The following is a 25051-nucleotide window of genomic DNA, read 5'->3' on the forward strand; positions in this document are numbered from 1 at the left end:
TTTGCCTTCAAGAGGATGATGCAGGCTGGCTTGCCGTCGGTATTCGGTGGGTGAGACGCCGGTCGATTGCTTAAAGAGGGACAGAAAATGCTTCTTATCTGCGTAACCCACACTCCTCATAATCTCCATCACAGGGAGCCGGGTGGAGGCCAGCAGCTCGCGGCTTCTCTCCATTCTTTTGTTCCGGACATAATCGTGAAAGGTACAACCGGCGTATTGCCGGAACAATCGATGAAAATGGCGTTCGCTGAGATGGGTTGCTGCAGCAAAACTCCGGGCAGACAATCGTGAAGCGTAGTCCGTATCGATCCGGCGCAGGACTTCCTCCATCATCCGATTTTCCGGTTCCGCGGCAGAGCTGGACCCAAGGCGCTCCAGATGACGTTCCAGCATGACGGCCAGCTCGATAAACCGGCCGTACAGTTGAAGGAGATAGCCCGGCTTTCGTTCTGTAAACTCACGGTAGGCGCCCCGAAACCAGATATTCCACGGACTTCCTCCATCTCTCAAGTGCAGCCATCCCGGAGAGGGGGGCGCAGCTCCCTCGAACAAATACGGCCTGGAGCGGATTAACTCGTGAAAGCCAGGCAGGTGTTCCAGGCAAGATAGCAGCTTGCCCGGCTCATATAAGCAGTTGTATACGATCAGCGGACGGCGAGATCCCGCATGTCCGGGGCGAAACACATGCCTCGTTCCGGCGGGGAGCAGAAACACATCGTTTTTGGTGACGCGCACAATGTCCTCATTGATAAAATGAAACCCTTCTCCTTCATCCACAAGCACAATCTCCACGAAACGATGGCTATGCATCTGCAGATCAAATGTTTCCTCGACCCGGTTAAAGTAAAAAGGTAAGGAATCCGTAAAAAATTCAGCCCCATCCAGTACCTTCTCCCCTCGGTATAAAGACAACCGTGATCCCTCCTTCGCTGCAGTTGCCCCTATTATAGGGTCAGCCTCGGCAAGGGTCAATTTCGAATGCGCTAAGCCGGGGAAGAGGCAAGATGCAAGATACTACGTTGCCTATACTGAAGGACTGGAACCGGAAGCCACACGAATATGCTCAATCACGACTTCAACCTCGCTTGGGGATTGAACCTCGATATCGATGTCCTCTGGGGAAACGATCCGCAAATGCATCCGGGGCAGGCCGGGTTGCGCTTGACCTTCCTCCGCTGCAACGGCTGCCGGGGATTCCAGACGCCAGGAGACATCGATTCTGCCGCTACCCGGAACGGGAACGGTGCCGCGCGCCCAGGTCAATCCGCCGCAAGGCTGTGGTGCCACGAGCACCCGGCTCCACCCGGGCTCCAGGCTGCGTACACCGAGGACGTAAGCGCCTAGGAAATAAGCGGGACCTGCAGACCAGGCATGGCGATGACTCCGGGTCAGAAGGTCGGCTTTTGCTCGGTTTTCCGTGAAGTTTGGATACATCTCCCAGCAGGTTGTTGCTCCCCAATCGATCATTTGCCCATAACCGCCACGCATATCCTCGAGCATCACATCCCATTTGCCAAGCTTAGCGAGTGCCTCGTAATAGAAGAAGGACATAAACGGGCTGCCGATTTGCACGAAGGAGCTGGGCGGATGCAGAATATGTCTTTCAACGGAAGCAAGCCGGCGCTCCGCGAGCGATGCTTCAACTGTATGAGCGGCTGCAGAGTTGGAGCCTTGGTCTTCTTTTAACGGAACGCTCTCGTCCTTAGCCTGTTCAGGAATGCCGCACAGCAGGGCCACGACTTGCGTTTGAATGCTGAAGATGTCAGAGCGCCGCCCGTCCGTATGGATGCAATCGAGATAAGCTTGATGTTCTTCCGACCATAAATGCTTGTTGATGGTGGCCGCCAAGCGGTTCGCCTGATCCGTATAGAACACTTTGGCTTCGTCATTGCCCAGGGCCGAGGCCAAAGCGGCGGTGGACATCAGCGCTTTCACTAGGAACATGTTCTGGTGCGAAACGATGCCGTCGTTCGGCTGGTCCAGCGGAGCCCAATCGAGCAGGTTCCAGCTGCGGATCCATAGCAATCCCCGCTCATCCAGCCGCTCTAAATAATGCTTGAGGGTGTATTCGATGTGGGGGAAAATATCCGCAGCAAAGGATTTGTCCCCATTATAGCGATACAGTTCCAAGCAGGCGATAATCCAGAAGAACGTCCAGTTCGGGATGACGCTGTTCCATCCGCTGGGAACCTGGTCGGCGTAAAACGGAGTCTGAAACTTGGAGCCGGGAACCAACCGAAGACAACGTTCGACGATCCGGTCTGCCCCAAATAAATAATAGTTGATCAGCGCTTCATTCCGGGCATCACCAACCCAGAAGGTCTGCTCGTACATCGGACAATCAACGAAGGTATCCTCCATGCACAGCCGGGTCGTATGTTGACTGATTTGCCAAATGTCATTTAGGCGTGGATCCGATGACTGGAACTGCCCGATCTCGGCAATCGGATAATTGCTTTGCAGCATTCGAATGTACCGGAGGCGCACAGGAACCGCTGCGTTTCGTACGGTAACCTGACAGTAACGCAGACCTCGTCGCACCGGAGACGTATACCGATGTCGTCCCCCGGCACAGATGTAACGAAGCGTATGGTCCAATCCATAGGTATCCTGGCGTCGACCTTCATGCATAAACTCGAATCCGTAAAAATCGAGGATCGCTCCCTCCGGTGCTTCGACTTCGAACTCTAAATAACCCGACAACTCTTTGCCAAAGTCGATCACGAATTCGGTATCCGCGTCGGGATACCAGGGGACCTCTGCCAGCTCGAAACTGGGAATCACCGCTTGTTGCAGCGTATTTGGAATGGACAGGGGAGCTTCATGCCTTTTCCACACGGAGAGGATAAAGACATCCTCCTCGCTGACCAGCGCTTTGGGCACAGGACGGAGCCAATTCGCAAACGGCACAAGACCTGCTGCATCTGCAATCCCTCGGGCCCGCAAATAATCGGGATGCGCTTGATTCATCGGAGGACTCGGTTTATGGTCGTAACGGATTCCGCCGTCGAAGGGGCCGAGGGTTACAAATGCGGACGAATCGCCTTCTTGAGCGTTTGGGTTTGCCTGAATGAACGAGAGAGGCGATAAGAACTCCAGCGGCACCTCCGCATCCACCGCAAAATGATGCCCGCCTCCGTGCGTCCCTCCGCTGACATCGATCAGCAAAAAATGCTCTCCCGGCTCAAGCTCAAGGCGGAGGAAGCGTTCGGGGGCTTCACCCGTCAGTGACTTCTCATCGTACCAAACCCCGTCCAGGCTGCAGCCCCGAAAAGTCCCGCCAACATCGATGAGCCCCAGCGTAACCGTGCATTTCTGATGACAGCGAACAACGGTAGCGAGGAATCCAAGGAATTCGGCCGAGTTCGCCGTATCGGTGCTCTCTTGAAAAAATTGATTGCGCAGGTCGATGGCCGCCGTATATTGAACGGGCTTAACCTTGCTCAGGCGTTCAATGCGCCGGGGATATACGGGTTCCTCCGTCAAATAAGGAATGTCCCTCGGCACCGGCATTCCCCAAGGCTCGCAGCCCGCCGGACCGATCACCGTGGCCGGTTGCCACTCGGGACCGGGCTGGTAATCCGGTTGGATCCAGTTGTCGTCCCACAGCCGGGCGTCGATTTTCTCGGCAAAAGCATGCTGACAGGACATTCGCGGGGAACGCCGGCCATGGCCTGAATGGACAGCGGTTAACCACGTATCGTCTGTTGCTGCTAGGATTTGCGGCCTAGAGGAGTTAGCGGCTGGAGTGGGTATGTCTGTTAATTGGGCTGGAGAGCTGTCACCAAGCTCCAACTGGGCCAGCAATCCGCCACGTCCCCGTAAATAATAGAAGTTGCTGATCCCAAAATGCATCACCATGATGGCGATGACGTTCGTTTGTCCCGGTCTCAGCAAATGGCCGATGTCGTATTCATCATAAGCCAGCCGAAACGGCCAGGAGCGCGGAGGGCCTTGCCCAATCCGCTGCCCGTTTACGTACAGTACGTATCTGGAGTCCGCCGTAAGTTTGATCGCGGCTCGCCCGCTATGGGCTGCAGTCCACGCAAATGTTTTGCGGAAACAACGCCACTCGTTGCGCGGGCTGGATTCACCGGAATGCCAGATCCATTTTCCTTGCCAGAGGGTCTCCATCGGTATGCTCGCTCCTTCTCACATGAATTGTAATCCCTTTCATTATAAAAGAGGCATCGAAGGAACAGAGGAGGGGGAAAATGTACAATGGAGGGGGAGAACGGACATTTCCAGGGCAATCATGACTTGTCTTCAGGGCGGAAACCCAGGTTGAGGGCAGGATGTTGACATGAGGAAGGCAAATACGATATAACTATTTACATATTGTACTTGCATAACGAATCATTCGATGATGGGACCAGTACGCCGTGATGTTTGTTCCCCAGAGAGTTGGCATCCTGCTGAAAGCCAACGTTCAATGCACGGACGGAAGATCCTCCCGGAGAAGCAAGGCTGAACTCTTCTAAATCGGATTTTCAGCACCGAGAAGGTTGGATGAAGCTAGAGGCTGAGTAGCGGAGCGTAGGAAGACCTACGTGAGCAACGGAAGACTCGGCTGAATTCAAGATTCGATGTCGAATTAGCTACTTGATCTGCTTCGTGATCAAAATCCGATGTAGTAAGCTTTGCCGGCTGTCGGCCGTTATACCGACCCCATATGAAGCGTATGGGATCAAGGTGTCATGCCTATTTGTGGTCTCGTCCTTACGGGCGGCTGCGAGCCAAGCGCATGAAACAAGGGTGGTAACGCGAGCTAATGCCTCGTCCCTTCTAGGGACGGGGCTTTGTTATTTTTCAGGCTGATTAAAGAAAGGAAGAGAAACATGAAGAAGGTTGACGTCAAAGAAAATGCGCGGGCGCGCGACCTGCGGATTCTGGACAAATGGAGCCGAGAAAATACGTTTAAAAAGAGTATCGAAAATCGGGCGGGCCGGCCGAACTACGTCTTTTTTGAAGGACCGCCTACGGCTAACGGATTGCCGCATATCGGGCACGTGCTGGGCCGCGTTATCAAGGACTTCATTGGCCGCTATCAAACGATGAAAGGCTATCGCGTAGTCCGCAAAGCGGGCTGGGATACGCACGGATTGCCGGTAGAGCTGGGCGTGGAGAAGGAGCTTGGCATCTCCGGCAAGCAGGAAATCGAGAAATACGGCATTGAGGAATTCGTGAAAAAATGTAAAGACAGCGTGTTTGGCTACGAAAAGCAATGGCGCGAATTTACCGAAGCGATTGCGTACTGGGTGGATCTCGACGATCCGTACATCACCCTGAATAACAGCTACATCGAAAGCGTGTGGAACATCCTGGCAACGATCCACGACAAAGGCTTGCTGTACCGCGGTCATCGCGTCAGCCCGTATTGCCCTTGCTGCCAAACATCGCTCAGCTCCCACGAAGTGGCGCAAGGATATGAGGACGTGAAGGATCTCAGCGCCACAGCGAAATTTAAGCTGAACGACACCGGCGAATATGTGCTGGCATGGACGACCACGCCTTGGACGCTGCCGTCCCACGTGGCATTGGCTGTGAATCCGGACATGGAATACGCTAGAGTGCAGCAGGAAGACGGCGTATATATCGTTGCGAAGAACCTCGTTGAAAAAGTCATGAAAGGCGATTACACGGTATTGTCGACGCATAAAGGTTCGGAATTCGTAGGCAAAACCTATACGCCGCCGTTCACCTATATCAAGGCGGAGAACATCAACGTGATCGTTGGCGCTTCGTTTGTTACCGATGCCAGCGGTACAGGGATCGTTCACATGGCACCGGCTCACGGGGAAGACGACTATCGTACTTGCCGCGAGAACGGCATCACCTTCGTCAGCGTCGTGAACGGCCAAGGTCGTTATACGGATGTGGTGACTGATTTTGCCGGCCGCTTCGTCAAGGACTGCGACCTCGACATCGTGAAGATGCTGTCCGAGCAAGGAACGCTGTACAGCAAAGAGAAATACGAGCACAGCTATCCGTTCTGCTGGCGTTGTAAATCGCCGCTGCTCTACTATGCGATGGAGAGCTGGTTTATCGAAACAACGGCAGTGAAGGATCAGCTGATCGCCAACAACAATTCTGTGGATTGGTATCCAGGGCATGTCCGTGAAGGCCGCTTCGGGAAGTTCCTCGAAGAGCTGGTCGACTGGAACATCAGCCGGAACCGCTATTGGGGTACTCCGCTGAACGTATGGGTTTGTCCGGATTGCGGCGGGCAGTTCGCACCGCACAGCATCGCCGAGCTGCGTGAGCATGCAGTAGGCCATGTCAGTGAGGATCTGGAGCTGCATAAGCCATATGTCGACGAAGTGAAGGTGCATTGCCCGCATTGCGAAGGCGGCGTGATGGAACGGACGAGCGAAGTCATCGACGTTTGGTTCGACAGCGGTTCGATGCCGTTTGCCCAGCATCATTATCCGTTTGAGAACCAAGAGACGTTCGCGGAGCAATTCCCGGCGGACATGATCTGCGAAGGGATCGACCAAACGCGCGGCTGGTTCTACAGCTTGCTGGCCGTGTCTACCTTGTTCACCGGCAAAGCGCCGTACAAAGCCGTCATCGCCACCGGCCACGTGCTGGACGAAAACGGGCAGAAGATGTCCAAATCCAAAGGCAATGTCATCGATCCTTGGGAAATCATCAACGAGTTTGGCACGGACGCATTCCGTTGGGCACTCTTGTCCGACAGTGCGCCTTGGAACAGCAAACGGTTCTCCAAAGGCATCGTAGCTGAAGCCAAATCCAAAGTCGTGGATACGCTGGTGAACACCCATGCGTTCCTGACGCTCTACGCCGGCATCGACGGCTACAAACCGGAGGAGCACGCTTACCGTCCTTCCGAGAATAAGCTGGACCGCTGGATTCTGTCCCGTCTGAACAGCTTGATTCAGGTGGTAGACAAAGGCCTGGCGGTTAACGACTTCGTGAACTCCTCGCAAGCGATCGAAGGGTTTATCGATGAGCTCAGTAACTGGTATATCCGCCGCTCCCGCGACCGGTTCTGGGGCAGCGGCCTGAACGAAGACAAATTGTCCGCTTACCAAACGCTGACTCACGTGTTGCTCACGGTCTCCAAGGTGATCGCTCCGTTTGCGCCGTTGATCGCCGAGGATATTTTCACCAACCTGGGCGGCGGGGAAAGCGTCCACCTGGCCGATTATCCGCAAGCGGATGAATCGCTGATCGATCTGGCGCTGGAACAAGACATGGAGAGCGCACGGCAAATCGTTGAGCTGGCCCGCAACGTCCGCAACGAGAGCGGCATCAAAACGCGTCAGCCGTTGTCCAGCCTGATCGTCTCCATGGACCGGGAGTTTGCGGTGAGTGAATACGAAGACATCATCAAGGAAGAGATCAACGTCAAAGCGATCGAGATCGAAACGAGCGACAGCGGGTTCGTTGATTTCACGCTGAAGATGAACCTGAAGGTGGCCGGCAAGAAATACGGCAAAAACATCGGCTTCCTGCAAGGCTACCTGAAGAATCTCGCACCGGAGCAAACCCGCGCCATCGTGGAGCAAGGTCAATTTACCGTGACCTCGCCGGAAGGCGAAGAGCTGACGGTTACTGCGGACGAATTGCTCGTTGAGAAACAAGCAAAGCCGGGCTACGCTTCCGCTTCCGGTTACGGCATAACCGTTGCGCTTAACACGGACATCACGCCGGAGCTGGAACAAGAAGGCTGGGTGCGTGAAGTCGTCCGCGCGGTGCAGGATACCCGTAAGAAGCTCGATCTGCCGATCGAGAAACGGGTACACCTCACCTTGGATGTTGACGATGAATTAAAAGCGGCCATCACCGCGTTTGAACATGTGCTGCGTGAGAACGTCTTGATCACGGACGTCGCCTTCGGCAAGCCGCAAGGCCCGGCAGAAACGGTGGATCTCGGCAGTAAAACGATCGCCATTTCGATTGATGCTTAACCGTTAAGGGGAAATGGCAGATTCGCCTGAATGGAGCTTTTCCAGGAAGGTCATAATATTAGTAATTGAAGCAAACGAGCCTGCGGTCTCTCGGGATGGAGAACGGGCTCGTTTGTGTTTTGGGATACACTGGGGAGCAAAGGATGGGGTGTAAATGATTCGTCGAAAACCGAGGCCTGAACCTGCGGTACCTGCGGCGGCGGAACCTTTGCCAAAAACGCCGGAGGAGCAGATGAACGCCGTATACCGCCTGACCTTGAATTGGACCAGGCAGCTAGAGAAATCGCGGATCGCCGAATACACCGAACTGCTAAACCGCCCGTGGCGCTTGATCTGGTTGAACCTGTTGTCCGGAACAGCCCGGGGGGTGGGGATCGCAATCGGGTTTACCTTTTTTGCGGCAACGATCATCTACATCCTGCAGATCCTGGGGGCGCTGAATCTGCCGATCATCGGCGACTATATCGCGGACATCGTGCGGATCGTGCAAAGACAGCTGGAGCTTAATACGTATTAGGGCCGGTTCCGAGCGAATCTTCGCTATCCAAATGCTCCGTGGCACTCATATGTTTCCGGTAAACCCCATTGCGGTAAAAGCAGACGTTTTTGCCGTAAATATCGGTGGCAACAAAGGACTCGTAAGGCTCCACAAATCCGTCGAGCTCTTCGGATGCTTCGATTTCCATATCGTTATAATCATCGATTTCCCGGTCCTCGGCCATCGCCGGTGAATTCGAAGTACCGTAGCTCTCGACGATTTGCCAAGCATCCTCCCCGTCGAAGCCATTTTGGTCCTCGCGTTCATCCAGGCTCGTGCGGCCAAAAGGAGGGGACAAGAAGATTTCCTCAATCGGCCGTTTGGCTGACACGAACGATTGGGGGCTGTGATCCTTGCAGTAGGCCGTTTCCGGGATCGCACGGAGCCGTTCGTAGCTGATCGGCTTGCCGCACGTCGCGCAGTAGCCGTAGCTGCCGTCCTCGATCCGTTCGAGCGCATCCTCGACCCGGGCCAAATGCAGCTCATGATGCTCGGCGAGCGCGAGGTCTTTTCCCCGCTCGTAGACTTCCGAACCGAGGTCCCCGGGGTGATTATCGATCTGGCTCAGCTCATTGGTATTATCGCGCATCGATTCATTCATACCGTAATGGTCATTATCCGACAACTGTTCGGTTAAAGCGGACTTGGTTTCCTGCAGTTTTGCGGTAAGCTCCGCGAGTTGGGCTTTCGTCAAATGCGGCATGTGTTGCTCCTTCCTTCCTGCATCTAGAGCGGTGATTTGTAACGTCTCTCCTAGCGGTATTTTGTGCAGAACCATGACGAAATACCTAAGGAAAATCCTTTCGCGCATGGACGGGCCATTTCCGGCTGTGCTACAATATACAAGGCTTAGAAGAGGAATATCCTGCCGCTTGTTGCGAGCGGGAAATGAAAAACGAGGTGACGGACCGCGTGGTATACTTTTTGATTGCATTAATCGTTTTTCTGGTTGATCAAGGCACGAAATATTGGATTGCAACCGGACTGACGATCGGGGAACAGATCCCGGTGATCGGCAACTTTTTCCTGATTACCTCCCATCGGAACCGCGGCGCGGCGTTTGGCATTTTGCAGAATCAGCGCTGGTTTTTTATTGTGGTGACTACGGTTGTGGTGATTGGGATCGTCTGGTATTTGCTTAAAGTAAAAAATCAACCCAACAAAATGCTGCCGGTGGCGTTGTCTCTGGTGCTTGGCGGGGCAATCGGCAATTTCCTCGATCGTGCCGTCAGCGGGGAAGTCGTTGATTTTCTGATGTTTAATTTCGGTTCGTACACGTTCCCGATTTTTAACGTTGCGGATTCCTGCATTGTTGTTGGCGTGGCGCTGATCATTTTGGATTCGCTGCTGGAGCTTCGCCGGGAGAAGCAGACCGCAGCTCAACAGGAGCATGAGGAAAACGTATGAGTTTGGATCAAACACTAGAGGATTTTGAAGAGGAGAAGCTCGAGTGGGTGGCCGGACCGGCCGACGCGAAAGAGCGAATCGATAAATATGCAAAAACGCAGCTGGGTGAAGAGTTCTCTCGTAGCCAGATTCAGTTGTGGATTGAAGCGGGGAACTTGGTTGTAAACGGGGCCCCGGTGAAAGCAAATTACAAGCTGGCAGAAGGCGACCGCATCGTGCTGGTGATTCCGGAGGCAGAGCCAACGGAAATCGTGCCCGAAGACATTCCGCTCGAAATTTATTATGAAGACAGTGATGTCATCGTCGTCAACAAGCCGCGCGGCATGGTTGTGCACCCGGCACCGGGTCATACTTCCGGGACGCTGGTGAACGCCTTGATGTTCCACTGCAAGGACCTGTCGGGCATCAACGGCGAGCTTCGGCCTGGGATCGTGCATCGGATCGACAAGGACACGTCGGGCCTGATCATGGCGGCTAAGAACGATAAAGCGCACGCCTCGTTGGCGGCTCAGCTGAAGGCACATACGGTGACGCGGAAATATTATGCTCTGGTGCATGGCAACGTCAGCCATGACCAAGGCACGGTGGATGCGCCGATTGGCCGCGATCCCCATGACCGCAAAATGTATACAGTGATTGAACGGAACAGCAAGCATGCGGTAACGCATTTTCAAGTGGTTGAACGGTTTGGCGATTATACGCTGCTTGAGCTCAAGCTGGAAACCGGACGAACGCATCAAATCCGCGTGCATATGAAGTTTATCGGCCATCCGTTGGTGGGAGACCCGCTGTATGGACGCAGCAAAGGAATCAAAATGGACGGACAAGCGTTGCATGCCGCTGTGCTGGGGTTTGATCATCCGGAAGACGGACAGTATTTGGAGTTCAGCGCGCCGATCCCTGCGGATATGGAAAATGTGTTGCAATCATTAAGAAACCGTTAAGAAAATTGTTCAGAAATGGTTGTTCAACCTATAAAATGTTCACCTCCAGGAGACAGCTTGATCAAAAAGTACAAACGATCAGGTGATTAATCCATTCTCTAAATAGGCCGAATTCCTGCATATTTAAAGTGCGAGTTCGAACCATTTGAGGATGGATTTTTTCATGAATACGAAGGAGATGGACGTTTGAGATGAGTACGCTGAATGGACAGGAAACTTATATTCAACAGCAATTTGCAGAGCGCATTGGCGGGGCAAATTACGGCAAAGACACCGCTATTTATAAATTTGAGAAAATCAAACGTGCCAAAGCAGCTGCGAAGAAGGATTTTCCTGATATTGAGCTGATCGACATGGGCGTCGGCGAACCGGACGACATGGCCGATGCCGGCATCGTGGCCAAGCTGGCGGAGGAAGCAGCGAAACGCGAGAACCGCGGGTACGCTGACAACGGTATCGCCGAGTTCAAGGAAGCGGCGGCAAAGTATCTTCATGATGTTTTTGGCGTTGAAGGCATCGATCCGGTTACGGAAGTGGTGCACTCGATCGGCTCCAAGCCGGCGATCGCCATGCTGCCTTCTTGCTTCATCAATCCTGGTGATATCACGATTATGACCGTGCCGGGTTACCCGATTATCGGGACCCATACGAAGTATTTGGGCGGCGAGGTTTATACGGTGCCGTTGACGGAGGAAAATGACTTCCTGCCGGATTTGGACGCGATTCCGGAAGAGATCGCACGTAAGGCCAAGCTGATGTATTTGAATTACCCGAACAATCCGACGGGCGCGAGCGCGACAAAGGAGTTTTTTGCCAAAGTCGTGGACTGGGCGAAGAAATATCATGTCGTGATCGTACACGATGCACCGTATGCTGCTTTGACTTATGACGGCTTGAAGCCGCTGAGCTTCTTGTCCGTGCCAGGGGCGAAGGACGTAGGTGTCGAGCTGCACTCCTTATCCAAGTCGTACAACATGACGGGGTGGAGAATCGGGTTTGTTGCCGGCAACCCGCTGATCATTAAAGCGTTCAGCGACGTGAAGGACAACAACGATTCCGGCCAGTTTATCGCAATTCAAAAAGCGGCAGCTTACGGGCTGGCCCATCCGGAAATCACGGAGCGCATCGCTGAGAAATATTCGCGCCGCCACGAGCTGCTGGTGAACGCCCTTAACGACTTGGGCTTTAAGGCGAAGAAGCCGAAGGGATCGTTCTTTCTCTATGTGCAAGCGCCGAAGGGTGTGGAAGGCGGACCAACGTTTGAGACGGCCGAAGACTTCTCGCAGTTCTTGATCCGGGAGAAGCTGATTTCCACGGTGCCGTGGGACGATGCCGGCCATTACGTGCGGTTCTCCGTGACGTTTATCGCCGACGGTGAAGAAGAAGAACGCCGCGTCATTTCCGAAATCAAACGCCGCCTTGGCGATTTGAAGTTTATTTTTTAAGAGAAGAAATTAGACCATAACGCCTCTTGGGTTGATCCAAGGGGCGTTTTTTGATTTGTGTGGAGGATGTGTGATTTGAGGATTCCGCTGTTGCTGCTGGTGGCTGATACTAGTGTTGGTGTTTGTGTTGCTGATTCTGATGCTTTTGATGCTAGTGGTGGTGTGCCGGTGCTGTGCAGGTTCTGCTGGAGCTGGGGGCTACTGTTGATTATGCTGTTGCTGATGTTGTTGCTGATGTTGTTGCTGATGTTGTTGCTGATGTTGTTGCTGATGCTGTTGCTGATGTTGTTGCTGCTGTGGTGCTGATGGGTTCTGCTGATGCTGATGTTGGTTTTGCTGTTGCAGCTACTGGTTACTGCTGCTGTTGCTGTTGCTGTTGTTGATGCCGATGCCGGTGCCGCTTTTGCTCTAACGCTTGCCAGAATGCTTATTTTGGCGAAAATCATAGATTTTTACGTTTAACGCTGGCCAGCTGTCTTATTTAGGCAAAACCTACCTCATTTGCACTGAAAAATCGCAAATAAGCTCCCCTGTAAGCGTTACGTTGCATGAGGCCCCATTTTTCTCCAAATAGCGTTTCTGATCAGCGTTACGTCAAGTCTCCTGTTCTGCGTTATGGCCTTGCTGTCCTACATCACCTGGAATCCCGGTTAAATATTCAGAATGTTAGGGAGATTATACAGAGATCAGGAACGGAGTGAGCGCTGATTAACCAGCTTTAGATCAAGGATAAGCCGGGAAAACTAAAGGTTGAATAAATATAACATTGAATGTATAATTATTAAAAACTGCATCACAGCAGGCTTCAACACGGGAGATGAATCAACCTTAGCATCGGGGGGTTACCAACTCGGCAGGGTGTCTTGACAGGCTAATTTCATTCTGTCATAATTCATGTAAACCATAAGCACCTTTAATTCAGTCCCGTGAGGCTGGCAAGGTAACGTGAATGGGGAAATGGGCGAACTGCGCTTATTTAAGTCGGTTCTCTATACCCAAATCCTACATGATAGTCATAGGTTAACTATGGCTGAAGACTCCTTGCCTGGATATCGGGCAAGGAGTTTTTTTATGCGCCTATCACGGACCGATGCAAGGTGACCCTATCCCTAAGGAGGTCGCAGCTGTGAGCAACGAAAGTCATATCATTATGGACGAAACCGCGATTCGGAGGGCACTGACAAGAATTGCACATGAAATATTGGAACGTAACAAAGGCATCGAGGGTTGTGTATTGGCAGGCATCAAAACAAGAGGGGTCTACCTCGCGAAACGGCTGGCTGAACGCTTGGAGAGCATCGAAGGAACCGCCATTCCATGGGGCGAGCTTGACGTAACGAACTATCGCGACGACAAAGTGGATGCTGCCCAAGGGGCTGCCAAGGCCACGTTCCCGGTATCGATTCAAGGCAAGAAAGTGATCCTGTTCGACGATGTCCTCTACACGGGACGGACGATTCGGGCTGCCATGGACGCGATCATGGATTGCGGCCGTCCGGAGTCGATCCAGTTGGCGGTGCTCGCCGACCGGGGACACCGGGAGTTGCCGATCCGGGCTGATTACGTTGGCAAGAACGTTCCAACCTCGCGATCGGAAGAAATCGAAGTGCTCTTGACCGAGCATGACGGCACCGATCTGGTTCGCATCCTGCATGCACGGGAGGGGAACTAAGATGGCGCTGACCGCAACCGCACTGAAAGAACGCAGCCTCCTCGGGCTGAAGGATTTAAGCACAGCGGAAATTTCCTCGATTCTCGACCGGGCCGCCTATTGGGATGCCAAGGAAGAGAAGATGATTCCGGTGCTGAAGGAGCACTTTGTTGCGAATATGTTTTTCGAAAACAGTACGCGCACCCGCTTCTCGTTTGAGATGGCAGAGAAACGGCTGGGTGCCCAGGTGCTGAACTTCGCGGCAGCCGCCTCCAGCGTAGAGAAAGGCGAGTCGATTTACGACACGGTTCGCACGTTGGAATCGATGGGGATTGACGCCGGGGTGATCCGGTTGAAGCCGATCGGTGTGCTGGAGGAGTTGGCGAAGCGGGTATCGGTACCGCTGGTGAATGCCGGAGACGGCAACAATGAGCATCCGACGCAAGCGCTGCTGGATCTATATACGATGAGGCAGCACTTCGGGGAACTCGGCGGGCTGAAGGTATCGATCATCGGGGATATCAAGCATAGCCGGGTTGCACGTTCGAATCTGTGGGCGCTGCAAAAATTCGGCGCCGAAGTGAAGCTGTGCGCGCCGGACAATATGCAAGCACCGGAGCTCAGCGCGTATGCGCCTTACGTTCCGATGGACGAAGCGCTTTGCGCCGATGTGGTGATGATGCTGCGAGTGCAGCTGGAACGCCATGTTGGCGGGCTGATTAAGTCGGCCGAAGAATATCGACTGCATTACGGCTTGACGGAGGAGCGGGCCGCGAGCCTTGCGCCGCACGCGCTGATCATGCACCCGGCACCAGTGAACCGGGGCGTTGAGATCGACGATGCGGTGGTGGAGCACCCGCAATCCCGCATCTTCAAGCAGATGCAAAACGGGGTTCCAATCCGCATGGCGGTTCTGGAACGCGCTTTGCTGTAGCAAATAGGTAGAGTGCCTGGAAGCTTAGGCGACGGGCGATGGACGTTATTTTTCGGATCGTACTTCAAAATCAGCGGGGGGAGAAAACAGAATGCGGCTTGTCGTAATAAATGCCAAGATCTTAAACGAACAAGGAGAACAAGAATTCGCTCAAATCGTCATCGAAAACGGAGTGATCTCGAACATCGAGAAAACCGGACCCATTGAGCAGCCGGTCGCCGAGGAAGGGACGCAGGTGATCGATGCAGGAGGCAGACTGGTCACTCCGGGATTTATCGATATGCACGTCCATTTGCGGGAACCGGGGTATGAACATAAAGAAACGATCGAAACCGGTTCGCGTTCGGCAGCGAAAGGGGGATTCACCACCATCGCTTGCATGCCGAACACTCGGCCGGTGACCGACAATCCGGACACAGTCCGCTATGTGAAGCAGAAGGCTGAGGAAGCCGGGCTGGTGAACGTGCTGCCTTATGCGGCGATCACCAAAAGCGAGCTGGGCCGCGAGCTGACGGACTTTGCCGCTTTGAAAGAGGCCGGTGCTATCGGCTTCACCGATGACGGCGTGGGCGTGCAAAGCGCGCAAATGATGAAGGATGCGATGCGGCAGGCCGCTGCGCTTGGGATGCCGGTGATTGCCCACTGCGAAGACAATTCACTGGTGGAAGGTGCGCCGGTGGCTGAAGGGGAATTCGCCCGCAAGCACGGACTGAAAGGGATCCCGAACGAATCGGAGGCGATTCATGTCGGGCGGGATATTTTGCTGGCGGAAGCGACCGGGGTTCACTACCATGTGTGCCACGTCAGCACGGAGCAGTCGATTCGGCTGATTCGTCAGGCGAAGCAGCTTGGCATCAACGTCACCGCGGAGGTGTGTCCGCACCATCTGGTTTTGTCGGAGGAGGATATCCCCGGATTGGATGCCAACTGGAAAATGAACCCGCCGCTGCGTTCCCGCCGAGATGTGGAAGCCTGCATCGCCGCGCTGGAGGACGGCACGATCGACATCATCGTAACGGACCATGCTCCGCACAGCGAAGAGGAAAAAGCGAAAGGCATGCAGCTGGCACCGTTTGGCATCGTTGGTTTTGAGACGGCCTTCCCGCTGCTGTATACGAAGTTTGTGGCAACTGGCCGCTGGAGTCTGGAGATGCTGGTGCAGCGGATGACTGCGGATCCGGCGCGGGTGTTTGGCCTGGAAGCCGGACGTTTGGTTCCAGGAGCTCCAGCGGATCTGACGATCGTTGATCTGGAGGCGGAACGGACGGTTGATCCTGAGGACTTCGCCTCAAAGGGACGCAACACCCCGTTTGCCGGTTGGAAGCTGAAGGGCTGGCCGGTCGCAACGATCGTCCGAGGAAGACTGGTATGGAACGATGAACGAGAACTGACCCGTTAACGGGCGGATAAGAAAATAGTAGTTAAGCTTATGGATAAAGGAGTGCTTCAGGATGCAGGCAAGACTATTGTTGGAGGACGGCACGTTGTTTACCGGAACCTCATTCGGAGCGGAAGGAGACAAAACCGGCGAGGTCGTTTTTAATACGGGAATTACGGGGTACCAAGAGGTGCTGTCGGATCCTTCCTATTGCGGACAAATCGTTACGATGACGTATCCGCTGATCGGGAACTACGGCATTTCGCGCGATGACTTTGAATCGATTACGCCGTCGATCCACGGCTTTGTCGTTCGCCGCTATGAACCGACCCCAAGCAACTGGCGGGCACAGTACAATTTGGGTGACCTGCTGAAGGAATACGGAATTCCCGGCATTGCCGACATCGATACGCGCATGCTGACGCGACTTATCCGCCATCAGGGGACGATGAGAGGGATTTTGACGACCTCAAATAAATCGGTGGAGGAATTAAAAGAAATGATGCTGGCGACCAGCATCGCCGAGCTGCGCAATCAAGTGGCGCAAACCTCGACGAAGCACGTGTACAGCAGTCCCGGCTCGAAGGAACGCATCGTGCTGGTCGACTTCGGCGCGAAAAGCGGCATTCTGCGCGAGCTGAACAAACGCGACTGCGACGTGGTGATCGTCCCGCATGATACGACCGCGGATGAAATCCGCCGCCTGCATCCAGACGGGATCCAGCTGTCGAACGGACCGGGGGACCCGAAAGACGTGCCGCATGCGGTGAAGATGATTTCCGAGCTGCTTGGCGAATACCCGATCTTCGGCATTTGCCTGGGTCACCAGCTGTTTGCCCTCGCCTGCGGCGCCGATACGGAAAAGCTGAAATTTGGCCATCGCGGCGGGAACCACCCGGTGAAAGAGCTGGCCACCGGCCGCTGCTACATCACGTCGCAAAACCATGGATACACCGTCAACGAAGCGTCCATCGCGGGGACGGAGCTGGAAGTGACGCATATCAACAACAATGACAAAACCATCGAAGGCTTGAAGCATAAGAAATACCCGGCCTTCTCTGTGCAATACCACCCAGAGGCGGCACCGGGACCGTACGATAACAGCTACCTGTTCGACCGATTCATCGAGATGATCCGCGAGCACAAGCGGCAAAATCCGCAAAAGCCTCGCCAAGCCGAACTGATGGCCGCTGCGAAAGGAGAACTGTAAATCAATGCCGATCAACAAAGACCTTAAGAAAATTCTCGTCATCGGTTCCGGACCGATCGTTATCGGTCAGGCGGCTGAGTTCGATTACGCCGGAACGCAAGCTTGCCAAGCGCTGAAGGAAGAGGGCGTCGAGGTCGTGCTGATTAACAGCAACCCGGCGACGATCATGACCGACACCAACATGGCCGACAAGGTTTATATTGAACCGATCACGCTGGAATTCGTCACCCAAATCATTCGCCAGGAGCGGCCGGACGGCTTGCTGCCCACGCTCGGCGGGCAAACCGGTCTGAACATGGCGGTGGAGCTGGCCCGCGCAGGCGTGCTGGAGCGCGAGAATGTGAAGCTCCTTGGCACACAGCTGACCTCGATTGAGAAAGCGGAAGACCGCGACCTGTTCCGCGAGCTGATGCGCGAGCTGGAGCAGCCGGTGCCGGAAAGCGCGATCATCACCTCGGTGGAAGAAGCGCTGGAATTCGCAAACGAAATTGGCTATCCGGTAATCGTTCGTCCGGCGTATACGCTGGGCGGTACCGGCGGCGGGATCTGCGCTACGGAAGAGGAGCTGCGCGAGACGGTAGCGTCGGGGATTCGTTACAGCCCGATCGGCCAATGCTTGATCGAGAAATCGATCGCCGGCATGAAGGAAATCGAATACGAAGTGATGCGCGATGCGAACGACAACTGTATCGTTGTCTGCAACATGGAGAACTTCGACCCGGTGGGCGTACATACCGGGGACAGTATCGTCGTTGCGCCAAGCCAAACGCTGTCTGACCGCGAGTATCAAATGCTCCGTTCGGCTTCGCTGAAGATTATCCGCGCGCTGAACATCGAAGGCGGCTGTAACGTGCAGTTCGCACTGGATCCGCAAAGCTTCCAATACTACGTTATCGAAGTAAATCCGCGGGTCAGCCGTTCGTCGGCGCTCGCGTCTAAAGCGACGGGTTATCCGATCGCGAAAATGGCAGCCAAAATCGCGCTGGGCTACACGCTGGACGAAATCATCAACCCGGTTACGGGGCAGACATACGCCTGCTTCGAGCCGACGCTGGACTACATCGTCAGCAAAATCCCGCGCTGGCCGTTTGATAAATTCGTTCACGCCAACCGCAAGCTGGGCACGCAGATGAAAGCGACCGGCGAAGTTATGGCGATTGGCCGGACCTTCGAAGAGTCGATTCATAAAGCGGTCCGTTCGCTTGAGATCGGCACGCATCGCCTCTATCTGAAAGGCGTGGAGAAGATCGACGATGAAACGCTGAGAAATCGCTTGATCAAAGCGGACGACGAGCGACTGTTCCTGATTGCCGAAGCGTTCCGCCGCGGCTACAAGCTGCAGCTCATTCATGATCTGACCGGAATCGACTGGTGGTTCCTTGATAAAATCGAGCGTTTGGTGGAATTCGAGAAACGGATTGCGGGAGAAGAGTTCTTTTCCTATGAAACGCTGTATGAAGCGAAGCGCTTAGGGTTTACTGACCGGGCGATTGCCGAACTGCGTGCCGCCGGACAGCCGACAGGCACGCACCTGACGGAGGCTGAAGTGAGGAGCTTCCGCAAGGAGCATGGACTGAAGCCGGTTTACAAAATGGTAGATACGTGCGCGGCTGAATTTGAAGCCTCTACGCCTTACTACTACTCGACCTATGAAACGGAGAACGAAGTCGTTCAAACGGACAAAGAGAAGATCGTGGTGCTTGGCTCCGGACCGATTCGTATCGGGCAAGGCATCGAGTTTGACTACTCGACGGTACACGCGGTTTGGGCGATTCAAAAAGCCGGCTACGAAGCGGTAATCATCAACAACAACCCGGAGACGGTATCCACGGACTTTAACACGTCGGATCGCCTCTACTTTGAACCGCTGTTCTTCGAGGATGTCATGAACGTCATCGAAGAGGAGAAGCCGGTGGGCGTTATCGTTCAGTTCGGCGGCCAAACGGCGATCAACTTGGCGGCGCCGCTGCAAGCGGCAGGCGTTCGCATCCTCGGAACCTCGCTGGAAAGCATCGACGAAGCGGAGGATCGCAAGAAGTTCGAAGCGCTCCTGTCGAAGCTGGGCATCGCTCAGCCGAAGGGCAGCACGGTAACCTCTGTAGAAGAAGCGGTTGGAACCGCTCAAGCGCTCGGTTATCCGGTACTGGTTAGACCTTCGTATGTACTGGGCGGCCGGGCGATGGAAATCGTCTACTCCGACCAGGAATTGCTGCGCTACATGGAAGAAGCGGTGAACATCAATCCGCAGCATCCGGTCCTGATCGACCGCTATATGCTAGGTAAAGAGGTAGAGGTCGACGCTATCAGCGATGGGGAGACGGTGCTGATCCCGGGGATCATGGAGCATATCGAACGTGCCGGGGTTCACTCCGGGGACTCGATTGCCGTGTATCCACCGCAGCATCTGTCGGCAGAGCTGAAGGAGAAGATCGTTGAGATCACGGTCAAAATCGCCCGCGAGCTGAAGACGGTGGGTCTGGTGAACATCCAGTTCGTGATCTACAACAACGAAGTGTTTGTCATCGAGGTGAACCCGCGCTCTTCGCGTACGGTACCGTTCCTGAGCAAAGTGACAAACATTCCAATGGCAAACGTGGCAACTCAATGTATTCTCGGTACGAAGCTAAGCGACTTGGGCTACTCCAATGGCCTGTGGCCGGAAAGCCATCAGGTTGCGGTGAAGGTGCCGGTATTCTCCTTCGCGAAGCTGCGCCGCGTTGAGCCGACGCTGGGGCCGGAAATGAAATCGACCGGCGAGGTCATGGGCCGCGATCCGCAATACGCCAAGGCGCTGTATAAAGGCTTGATCGGCGCGGGAATGAAGATTCCTTCGACCGGGGCGATTATCGCTACGGTAGCCGACAAGGATAAGCAAGAAGCGGTTGAGCTGTTGCGCGGCTTCTACCGCCTGGGGTACAAGATCATTGCTACCGACGGTACAGCTTCTGCGCTGATCGAGGCGGGGATTCATGTGACGACGGTTTACAAGCTGTCCGAAGGGGTGCCGAACATCCTCGATCTGATCCGGAACGGAGAAGCTCACTTCGTAATCAACACCTTGACGAAGGGCAAAGAGCCGGAGCGCGATGGCTTCCGGATTCGCCGGGAAGCGGTGGAGAACGGCGTTGTCTGCATGACCTCGCTGGATACGGTTCGGGCGCTGCTGGAGATGTTGGAGACGATCAACTTCTCTTCCCAAGCGATGCCCGCGCTTTAATCGCAGGCGCTAACGGACACCAGAGGCGTTATTGACCTGATTTTAGGCGTATGGTGATTTCTAACGGACCGAGGAGACCTTATTTCGCTTAAATCGCAGCTGAGTGGCTCCATGAGGGCTGAATAAAGTCCATGGAGTCCGTTACAGCGGGAAATAGCCGGGAAATGGATAAATAAGGTCTCTCAGGTCTGTTAGAGGACAAAGAAAAAGGCGGCTCGGAAGCAGGATGCTTCGGAGCCGCAAGCATGAATGGAGGAGAGCGGATTTGCGTTCGTTTGAAGAAGCGGCCGGGAAGCTGATCGTGGGCCTCGATGTCCCTGATGCGGAGCAGGCGCGGAAGCTGCTGAAGGAGCTGGAAGGCATCCCTTGCTTCATGAAGGTGGGGCTGCAGCTATTCTACGCGGCGGGTCCGGAGCTGATCCGGGAATTAAAGCAGCGGGGATACTCCGTTTTTCTCGATGTTAAAATGCATGATATTCCCAACACCGTAAGAGGTGGTGCCAACAGCGTCACCAAGCTCGGCGTAGATCTGTTTAACGTGCATGCTGCCGGAGGGCTCGATATGATGAAGGCGGCGAAAGAAGGAGCGTTGGCGGCGTTGGAAGCCGACCCGTCGCTGGCGATGCCGAAGATCATCGCGGTTACGCAGCTGACGAGCACCAGCAAGCAAGTGATGAATGAGCAGATCGGCATCCCGGGCGAAGTCGAAGCCTCTGTCGTGCATTACGCGGACCTGGCCCGTTCAGCCGGTTTGGACGGTGTGGTCGCCTCCCCGCTGGAGGTTACAGCAATTAAGGAGAAGTGCGGACAAGCCTTCCTGACGGTGACACCGGGGATTCGTCCGGCGAACAGCCCCAAAGGCGATCAAACGCGCACGTTAACCCCTGGCGAAGCGATGGCGCAAGGCACGGACTATATCGTCGTTGCCCGCCCGATCATCGCCGCCCCCAACCCGCGTGAAGCCGCGGAGACGATCATTAAGGAGATGATGTAGCATGACAAATACCCCATCCGTCGAAGCGCAAATTGCCAGCAGCCTGCTGGAGATCGGAGCCGTTGCGCTTCGTCCGCATCAGCCGTTTACTTGGACCTCCGGGATCAAATCGCCAATTTATTGCGACAACCGTCTCACGATGTCCTATCCTCATATCCGCGATCTGATCGCTGAATCGTTTGCCGCGCTGATCCGTAAAGACTATCCGGAGGCCGAGGTGATCGCTGGAACGGCTACGGCCGGCATTCCGCATGCCGCGTTTACGGCGCAGAAGCTGGGGCTGCCGATGGCCTATATTCGCGATAAGGCGAAAGGACATGGCAAGGAGAATCAAATCGAAGGCCTGATTAAGCCAGGGCAGAAGGTCGTCGTCATCGAGGATTTGATCTCTACCGGCGGCAGCTCGATCAAAGCGGCGCAGGCGGTGCGTGATGCGGGTGCAGAACCGTTGGCCGTGCTGGCGATCTTCAGCTATCAGCTCGACAAAGCGGTGCAGGCGTTTGCTGAAGCCGACATCCCGCTGCAAACCTTATCCAACTATACGGCATTGATGGATGTGGCCGTACAGCGCGGGGATATTCAGCCGGAAGACCTGGAGCTATTAAAGTCCTGGCGGCAAGACCCGGCTTCCTTCGGAAATGCATAGTGTATGTTAGCAACCCCCAGCAGAAGAGCCCTGCAAAACACCCTCATTTTGGGTTGAGGGCATAAGACGCTAGGGCTTCCGACTAAGATGTGGCATAAAACAAATAAATGCAGTCCGTTCTCCTTTAAGAGGCGGGCTGCATTTGTTCTTTCAGCTTTACCATTCGCTTCACAATTTACCACGAAAGCGGTAAGTACGGCTTGTATTCGCATGCGAAATAGACCACGGTATTTGGCCTTGGTCATCCCATGAAATCTTTTCAGTTCGGCATTCTTATGTTCAATGATCGGTCGGCGGCGAATGCGTTCTTTAAACGTATCACTGTTCTCAAATTCGATTTGTTCCTTGAAGTGCTCTGCCACCATCCGAATGGAATAGGTCTTGCTTTTCGCTCCCGGTTTCAAGCAACCTTCTCTAAGCGGGCAAGTCTTGCACCTCTCCGTATCGAAGTAAAAGACAAGTGAACGGCTTTCGCCACTTTTCTTGCTTCCTTGTACAGCTTTACGAATACTGTGCTCACCTGCCGGGCAAATCACGAAATCCGCATCCTCCTGATCTTTCTTCAGTTCCGGTAGCCGCGGGAGTTTCTTTTCGAGCTTCGGATGCTTTTTGACTACGACACGGAATAGGCGTTTTGCCGCATAAGCAAGGTTTACCTGTGCTTCTTGGATCATCCGTTCGTCGGACAGATTGTAAGAACCTGCAAAAACAGCAAACGAAACAGGAGCTCTGGCTCGTTAGCCGGTCTCCCATAATATTCAGAGTAAGAAGAACGAACTAGTTCATGAATGAAAGAGAAGTCGATGACTTCATGAATTTTACGCAATTGATGGTCTTCGGGAATGAGTTTGTATAGTTCGGCATGGAAAGATGCCGTCATTTGTTTGGCAGACTGTAGCAATGGTCCCATCTCTCTCGGTTTCTTTTTATTATATAACAAATCCAGTACCTACGTGGCACGGGGTTTGTTTTTTTACAGATTTTAGGTTGACTTTTGCAGGGCTCTCCAGCAGGGGCTGTTTTTTTGTCTAAACAATAGCCCTTCACCAAAAGACCACCCAAGAGAAGCAGCATCGCTCTGTCTCAAAGGTGGTCATTTCTTTAACGTATGATTTACATATGATTGCTTGTTACTTAAACGAATATCCTGCGTATTTCTCCGCGTTTTTCAGACTCGTCCAGATGTCCGGCGATTCGCCGCCGATGTGCCAGTAAGCATAACCGGCCACTCCCAACCTCGCGCCTAACCTCAGCTTCTCCGAAAGGGAACGGGCATCCTCCAGCCAAATTTTGTGGATCGTGCCGTTCTTGCGATACTCCATGGTGTACTGGCCCAACGTGTCGTTCCATTTCGGCTTCAGGCCGTATTGGTTGATCCGGTTATTTTGATCCGCGAGGGTGATGTCCTCGGAAGACAACGTAGCTCCAGTGCTGCTTAGGCTCCAATCCCGCGTATACAGCGGCATCCCCATAATGAGTTGGTCGGAGGGGATTTGGGCGAGCAGCTTTTGAAGGTGGTTCTCCACCCAGCCAAGCGATGCGATGGAACCGGCGGCAGATCCGCCCCAGTGCTCGTCGTAGGCCATAATCACAAGGTAATCGGCGCTCTTCGCCAGTTCCGTGTAATTGTAAGCGTCCGACCAGTCGGTGTCGAGATCCGGCGGTAAATCTACGGACAAGACGGCAGAGACGGAATGAAGCTCCTGTGCCAGTTTGGCGATAAAGGCCGTATACAAGCTTCGATCGGAAGCTGCGACATTTTCGAAATCGACGTTGATGCCATGCAGCCCGTATTTTTGAACGTAGGACTTCAAGGTTTGGATCGCTTCGGAAGAAAGCAAGCTGGAAGCCAGAAGCTTATGTGTCGTTTCCTGATCAAATCGGTTTCCGACCATGGCCCAAACCTGTTTGCCGTTATTTTTTGCCCAGGTTACGAGGGACGGGACGCTGGAGTCGGATAATTTGCCGGTACTTTCGAGAAAAAACCACCGAGGCACCAGCACATTCACGTTCGATTTCAGCACCGCTTTCTTGTAGGCCTCGGTCGATTGACCGAATTGCCAACCAAGCTTGATTGCCTCGTTCGCGTTAGCCGCGAGCGCATCGGTCCATCGGGTGTCCTGCAGCAGGCGATCCAGGATAACGGCGGTCTCCTGTCGGGTAATCGGCTGTGTTGGATGAAATAATCCGTCGCTGCCCTGCATCAAACCAAGCTCGGTAATCGAGCTGACCGAAGGCTTGGCCCAAGTCGCGATCATCGCTTCATCCTTGTAACCGGAGGACGAATTCCCGGCAGCGTTTTGTTTTAATGCGCGGACGATCCATGAAGCGGCTTCCTGCCGGGTTAACGGCTGGTTTGGCTTAAAGATCCCGTCTCCCAAGCCGTTGGTAAGCCCAAGCTCCGTGGCTGCTTGGATCGTGCCGTAGTACCAGGCGCTTCTTGGTACATCGCGATAGGCGGGAACAGCGGATTTGGCCGCTTCCACCTTAAAGATTCGCGTCAACGTGGTCATAAACTCGGCCCGGGTGATGGAGCGGGTTGGAGAAAATTCTGAACCTGAGGTTCCTTTCATCACATTGTTCGCGTTTAAGCGGAGGATTGCGTCTTTCGCATAGCTGTTTGAAATATCGTTAAAGGGGAGATCGGCAGCGGCCGGCTCTTGCCGAAGAACGGCATTGGTGAATAAGAGCGTTACCGCGAGCAGGATGGGAATCTTTTTTTTCATGAAGTAGTTCTCCTTGCCGAAATTAGT

The 25051-nt window shown here is 54.2% G+C and carries 18 protein-coding genes and 1 pseudogene; 14 read left to right on the plus strand and 5 right to left on the minus strand.

From position 1 onward, the window contains the following. The coding region (locus tag POTG_RS24410) for an AraC family transcriptional regulator (protein ID WP_036645632.1) at positions 1–912 on the minus strand (912 nt) is incomplete at its 3' end. A gap of 111 nt (positions 913–1023) precedes the next feature. After that, positions 1024–4134 carry a family 78 glycoside hydrolase catalytic domain gene (locus POTG_RS14700; RefSeq protein WP_009225619.1) on the minus strand — a complete coding sequence of 1037 codons (3111 nt, stop codon included), beginning with the start codon at positions 4132–4134 and terminating at the stop codon, positions 1024–1026. 704 nt (positions 4135–4838) lie between these two features. Here POTG_RS14700 and ileS point away from each other — a divergent pair. Then, positions 4839–7934, plus strand: a complete 3096-nt coding sequence (gene ileS / locus POTG_RS14705) for an isoleucine--tRNA ligase (RefSeq protein ID WP_009225620.1) — start codon at positions 4839–4841, stop codon at positions 7932–7934. 154 nt (positions 7935–8088) lie between these two features. Further along, complete coding sequence (locus tag POTG_RS14710) at positions 8089–8451, plus strand: DUF5665 domain-containing protein (protein ID WP_009225621.1); 363 nt, start codon at positions 8089–8091, stop codon at positions 8449–8451. Here POTG_RS14710 and POTG_RS14715 read toward each other — a convergent pair. Next, positions 8438–9175, minus strand: a complete 738-nt coding sequence (locus POTG_RS14715) for a TraR/DksA C4-type zinc finger protein (protein ID WP_009225622.1) — start codon at positions 9173–9175, stop codon at positions 8438–8440. The two genes, POTG_RS14710 and POTG_RS14715, sit on opposite strands and share 14 nt — an antisense overlap. A 209-nt stretch (positions 9176–9384) precedes the next feature. Here POTG_RS14715 and lspA point away from each other — a divergent pair, with 209 nt between their 5' ends. The 12 genes from lspA (at position 9385) to pyrE (ending at position 22298) form a co-directional block, all read left to right on the plus strand. Further along, a complete protein-coding gene (gene lspA, locus POTG_RS14720) occupies positions 9385–9879 on the plus strand; it encodes a signal peptidase II (protein ID WP_036645669.1) in 495 nt (164 codons plus the stop codon). Next, positions 9876–10823 (plus strand): RluA family pseudouridine synthase, encoded by a 948-nt coding sequence (locus tag POTG_RS14725; protein WP_009225624.1) that lies wholly within the window; start codon positions 9876–9878, stop codon positions 10821–10823. The genes lspA and POTG_RS14725 overlap by 4 nt, the downstream gene beginning before the upstream one ends. A 191-nt stretch (positions 10824–11014) precedes the next feature. After that, positions 11015–12268 carry an LL-diaminopimelate aminotransferase gene (locus tag POTG_RS14730; RefSeq protein WP_009225625.1) on the plus strand — a complete coding sequence of 418 codons (1254 nt, stop codon included), beginning with the start codon at positions 11015–11017 and terminating at the stop codon, positions 12266–12268. A 75-nt stretch (positions 12269–12343) separates the two neighbouring features. Beyond that, on the plus strand, positions 12344–12574 hold the full coding sequence (locus tag POTG_RS14735; protein ID WP_157273456.1) for a hypothetical protein: 231 nt from the start codon (positions 12344–12346) through the stop codon (positions 12572–12574). A gap of 12 nt (positions 12575–12586) precedes the next feature. Continuing rightward, on the plus strand, positions 12587–12730 hold the full coding sequence (locus POTG_RS23960) for a hypothetical protein (RefSeq protein WP_009225627.1): 144 nt from the start codon (positions 12587–12589) through the stop codon (positions 12728–12730). Positions 12731–13394: 664 nt separating this feature from the next. Then, positions 13395–13940, plus strand: coding sequence for a bifunctional pyr operon transcriptional regulator/uracil phosphoribosyltransferase PyrR (gene pyrR / locus POTG_RS14740; RefSeq protein ID WP_009225628.1), 546 nt, complete (start codon positions 13395–13397; stop codon positions 13938–13940). A 1-nt stretch (position 13941) separates the two neighbouring features. Then, entirely contained in the window at positions 13942–14853 is a 912-nt protein-coding gene (locus POTG_RS14745) for an aspartate carbamoyltransferase catalytic subunit (protein ID WP_036645636.1), read from the plus strand. 91 nt (positions 14854–14944) lie between these two features. Further along, positions 14945–16252 (plus strand): dihydroorotase, encoded by a 1308-nt coding sequence (locus POTG_RS14750; protein WP_009225630.1) that lies wholly within the window; start codon positions 14945–14947, stop codon positions 16250–16252. Positions 16253–16304: 52 nt separating this feature from the next. Continuing rightward, the gene (carA, locus tag POTG_RS14755) at positions 16305–17441 is read left to right on the plus strand and encodes a glutamine-hydrolyzing carbamoyl-phosphate synthase small subunit (protein WP_009225631.1); all 1137 of its coding nucleotides are present in this window, start codon (positions 16305–16307) and stop codon (positions 17439–17441) included. Positions 17442–17445: 4 nt separating this feature from the next. Beyond that, entirely contained in the window at positions 17446–20658 is a 3213-nt protein-coding gene (gene carB, locus POTG_RS14760; RefSeq protein WP_009225632.1) for a carbamoyl-phosphate synthase large subunit, read from the plus strand. 226 nt (positions 20659–20884) lie between these two features. Next, complete coding sequence (gene pyrF / locus POTG_RS14765) at positions 20885–21652, plus strand: orotidine-5'-phosphate decarboxylase (protein WP_050769776.1); 768 nt, start codon at positions 20885–20887, stop codon at positions 21650–21652. Between the two features lies 1 nt (position 21653). Beyond that, entirely contained in the window at positions 21654–22298 is a 645-nt protein-coding gene (gene pyrE / locus POTG_RS14770; protein WP_009225634.1) for an orotate phosphoribosyltransferase, read from the plus strand. A gap of 124 nt (positions 22299–22422) precedes the next feature. On the opposite strand, the pseudogene POTG_RS23270 reads toward pyrE, so the two are convergent. Together POTG_RS23270 and POTG_RS14775 are read right to left on the minus strand one after the other, a co-directional pair. Further along, positions 22423–23199, minus strand: a pseudogene (locus POTG_RS23270) (transposase). Between the two features lie 229 nt (positions 23200–23428). Further along, positions 23429–25024, minus strand: coding sequence for an S-layer homology domain-containing protein (locus POTG_RS14775; RefSeq protein ID WP_009225637.1), 1596 nt, complete (start codon positions 25022–25024; stop codon positions 23429–23431). Positions 25025–25051 lie beyond the last annotated feature (27 nt).

Origin of the sequence: Paenibacillus sp. oral taxon 786 str. D14, from assembly GCF_000159955.1 — a bacterium.
GTDB classification, from domain to species: Bacteria; Bacillota; Bacilli; order Paenibacillales; family Paenibacillaceae; genus Fontibacillus; species Fontibacillus phoenicis.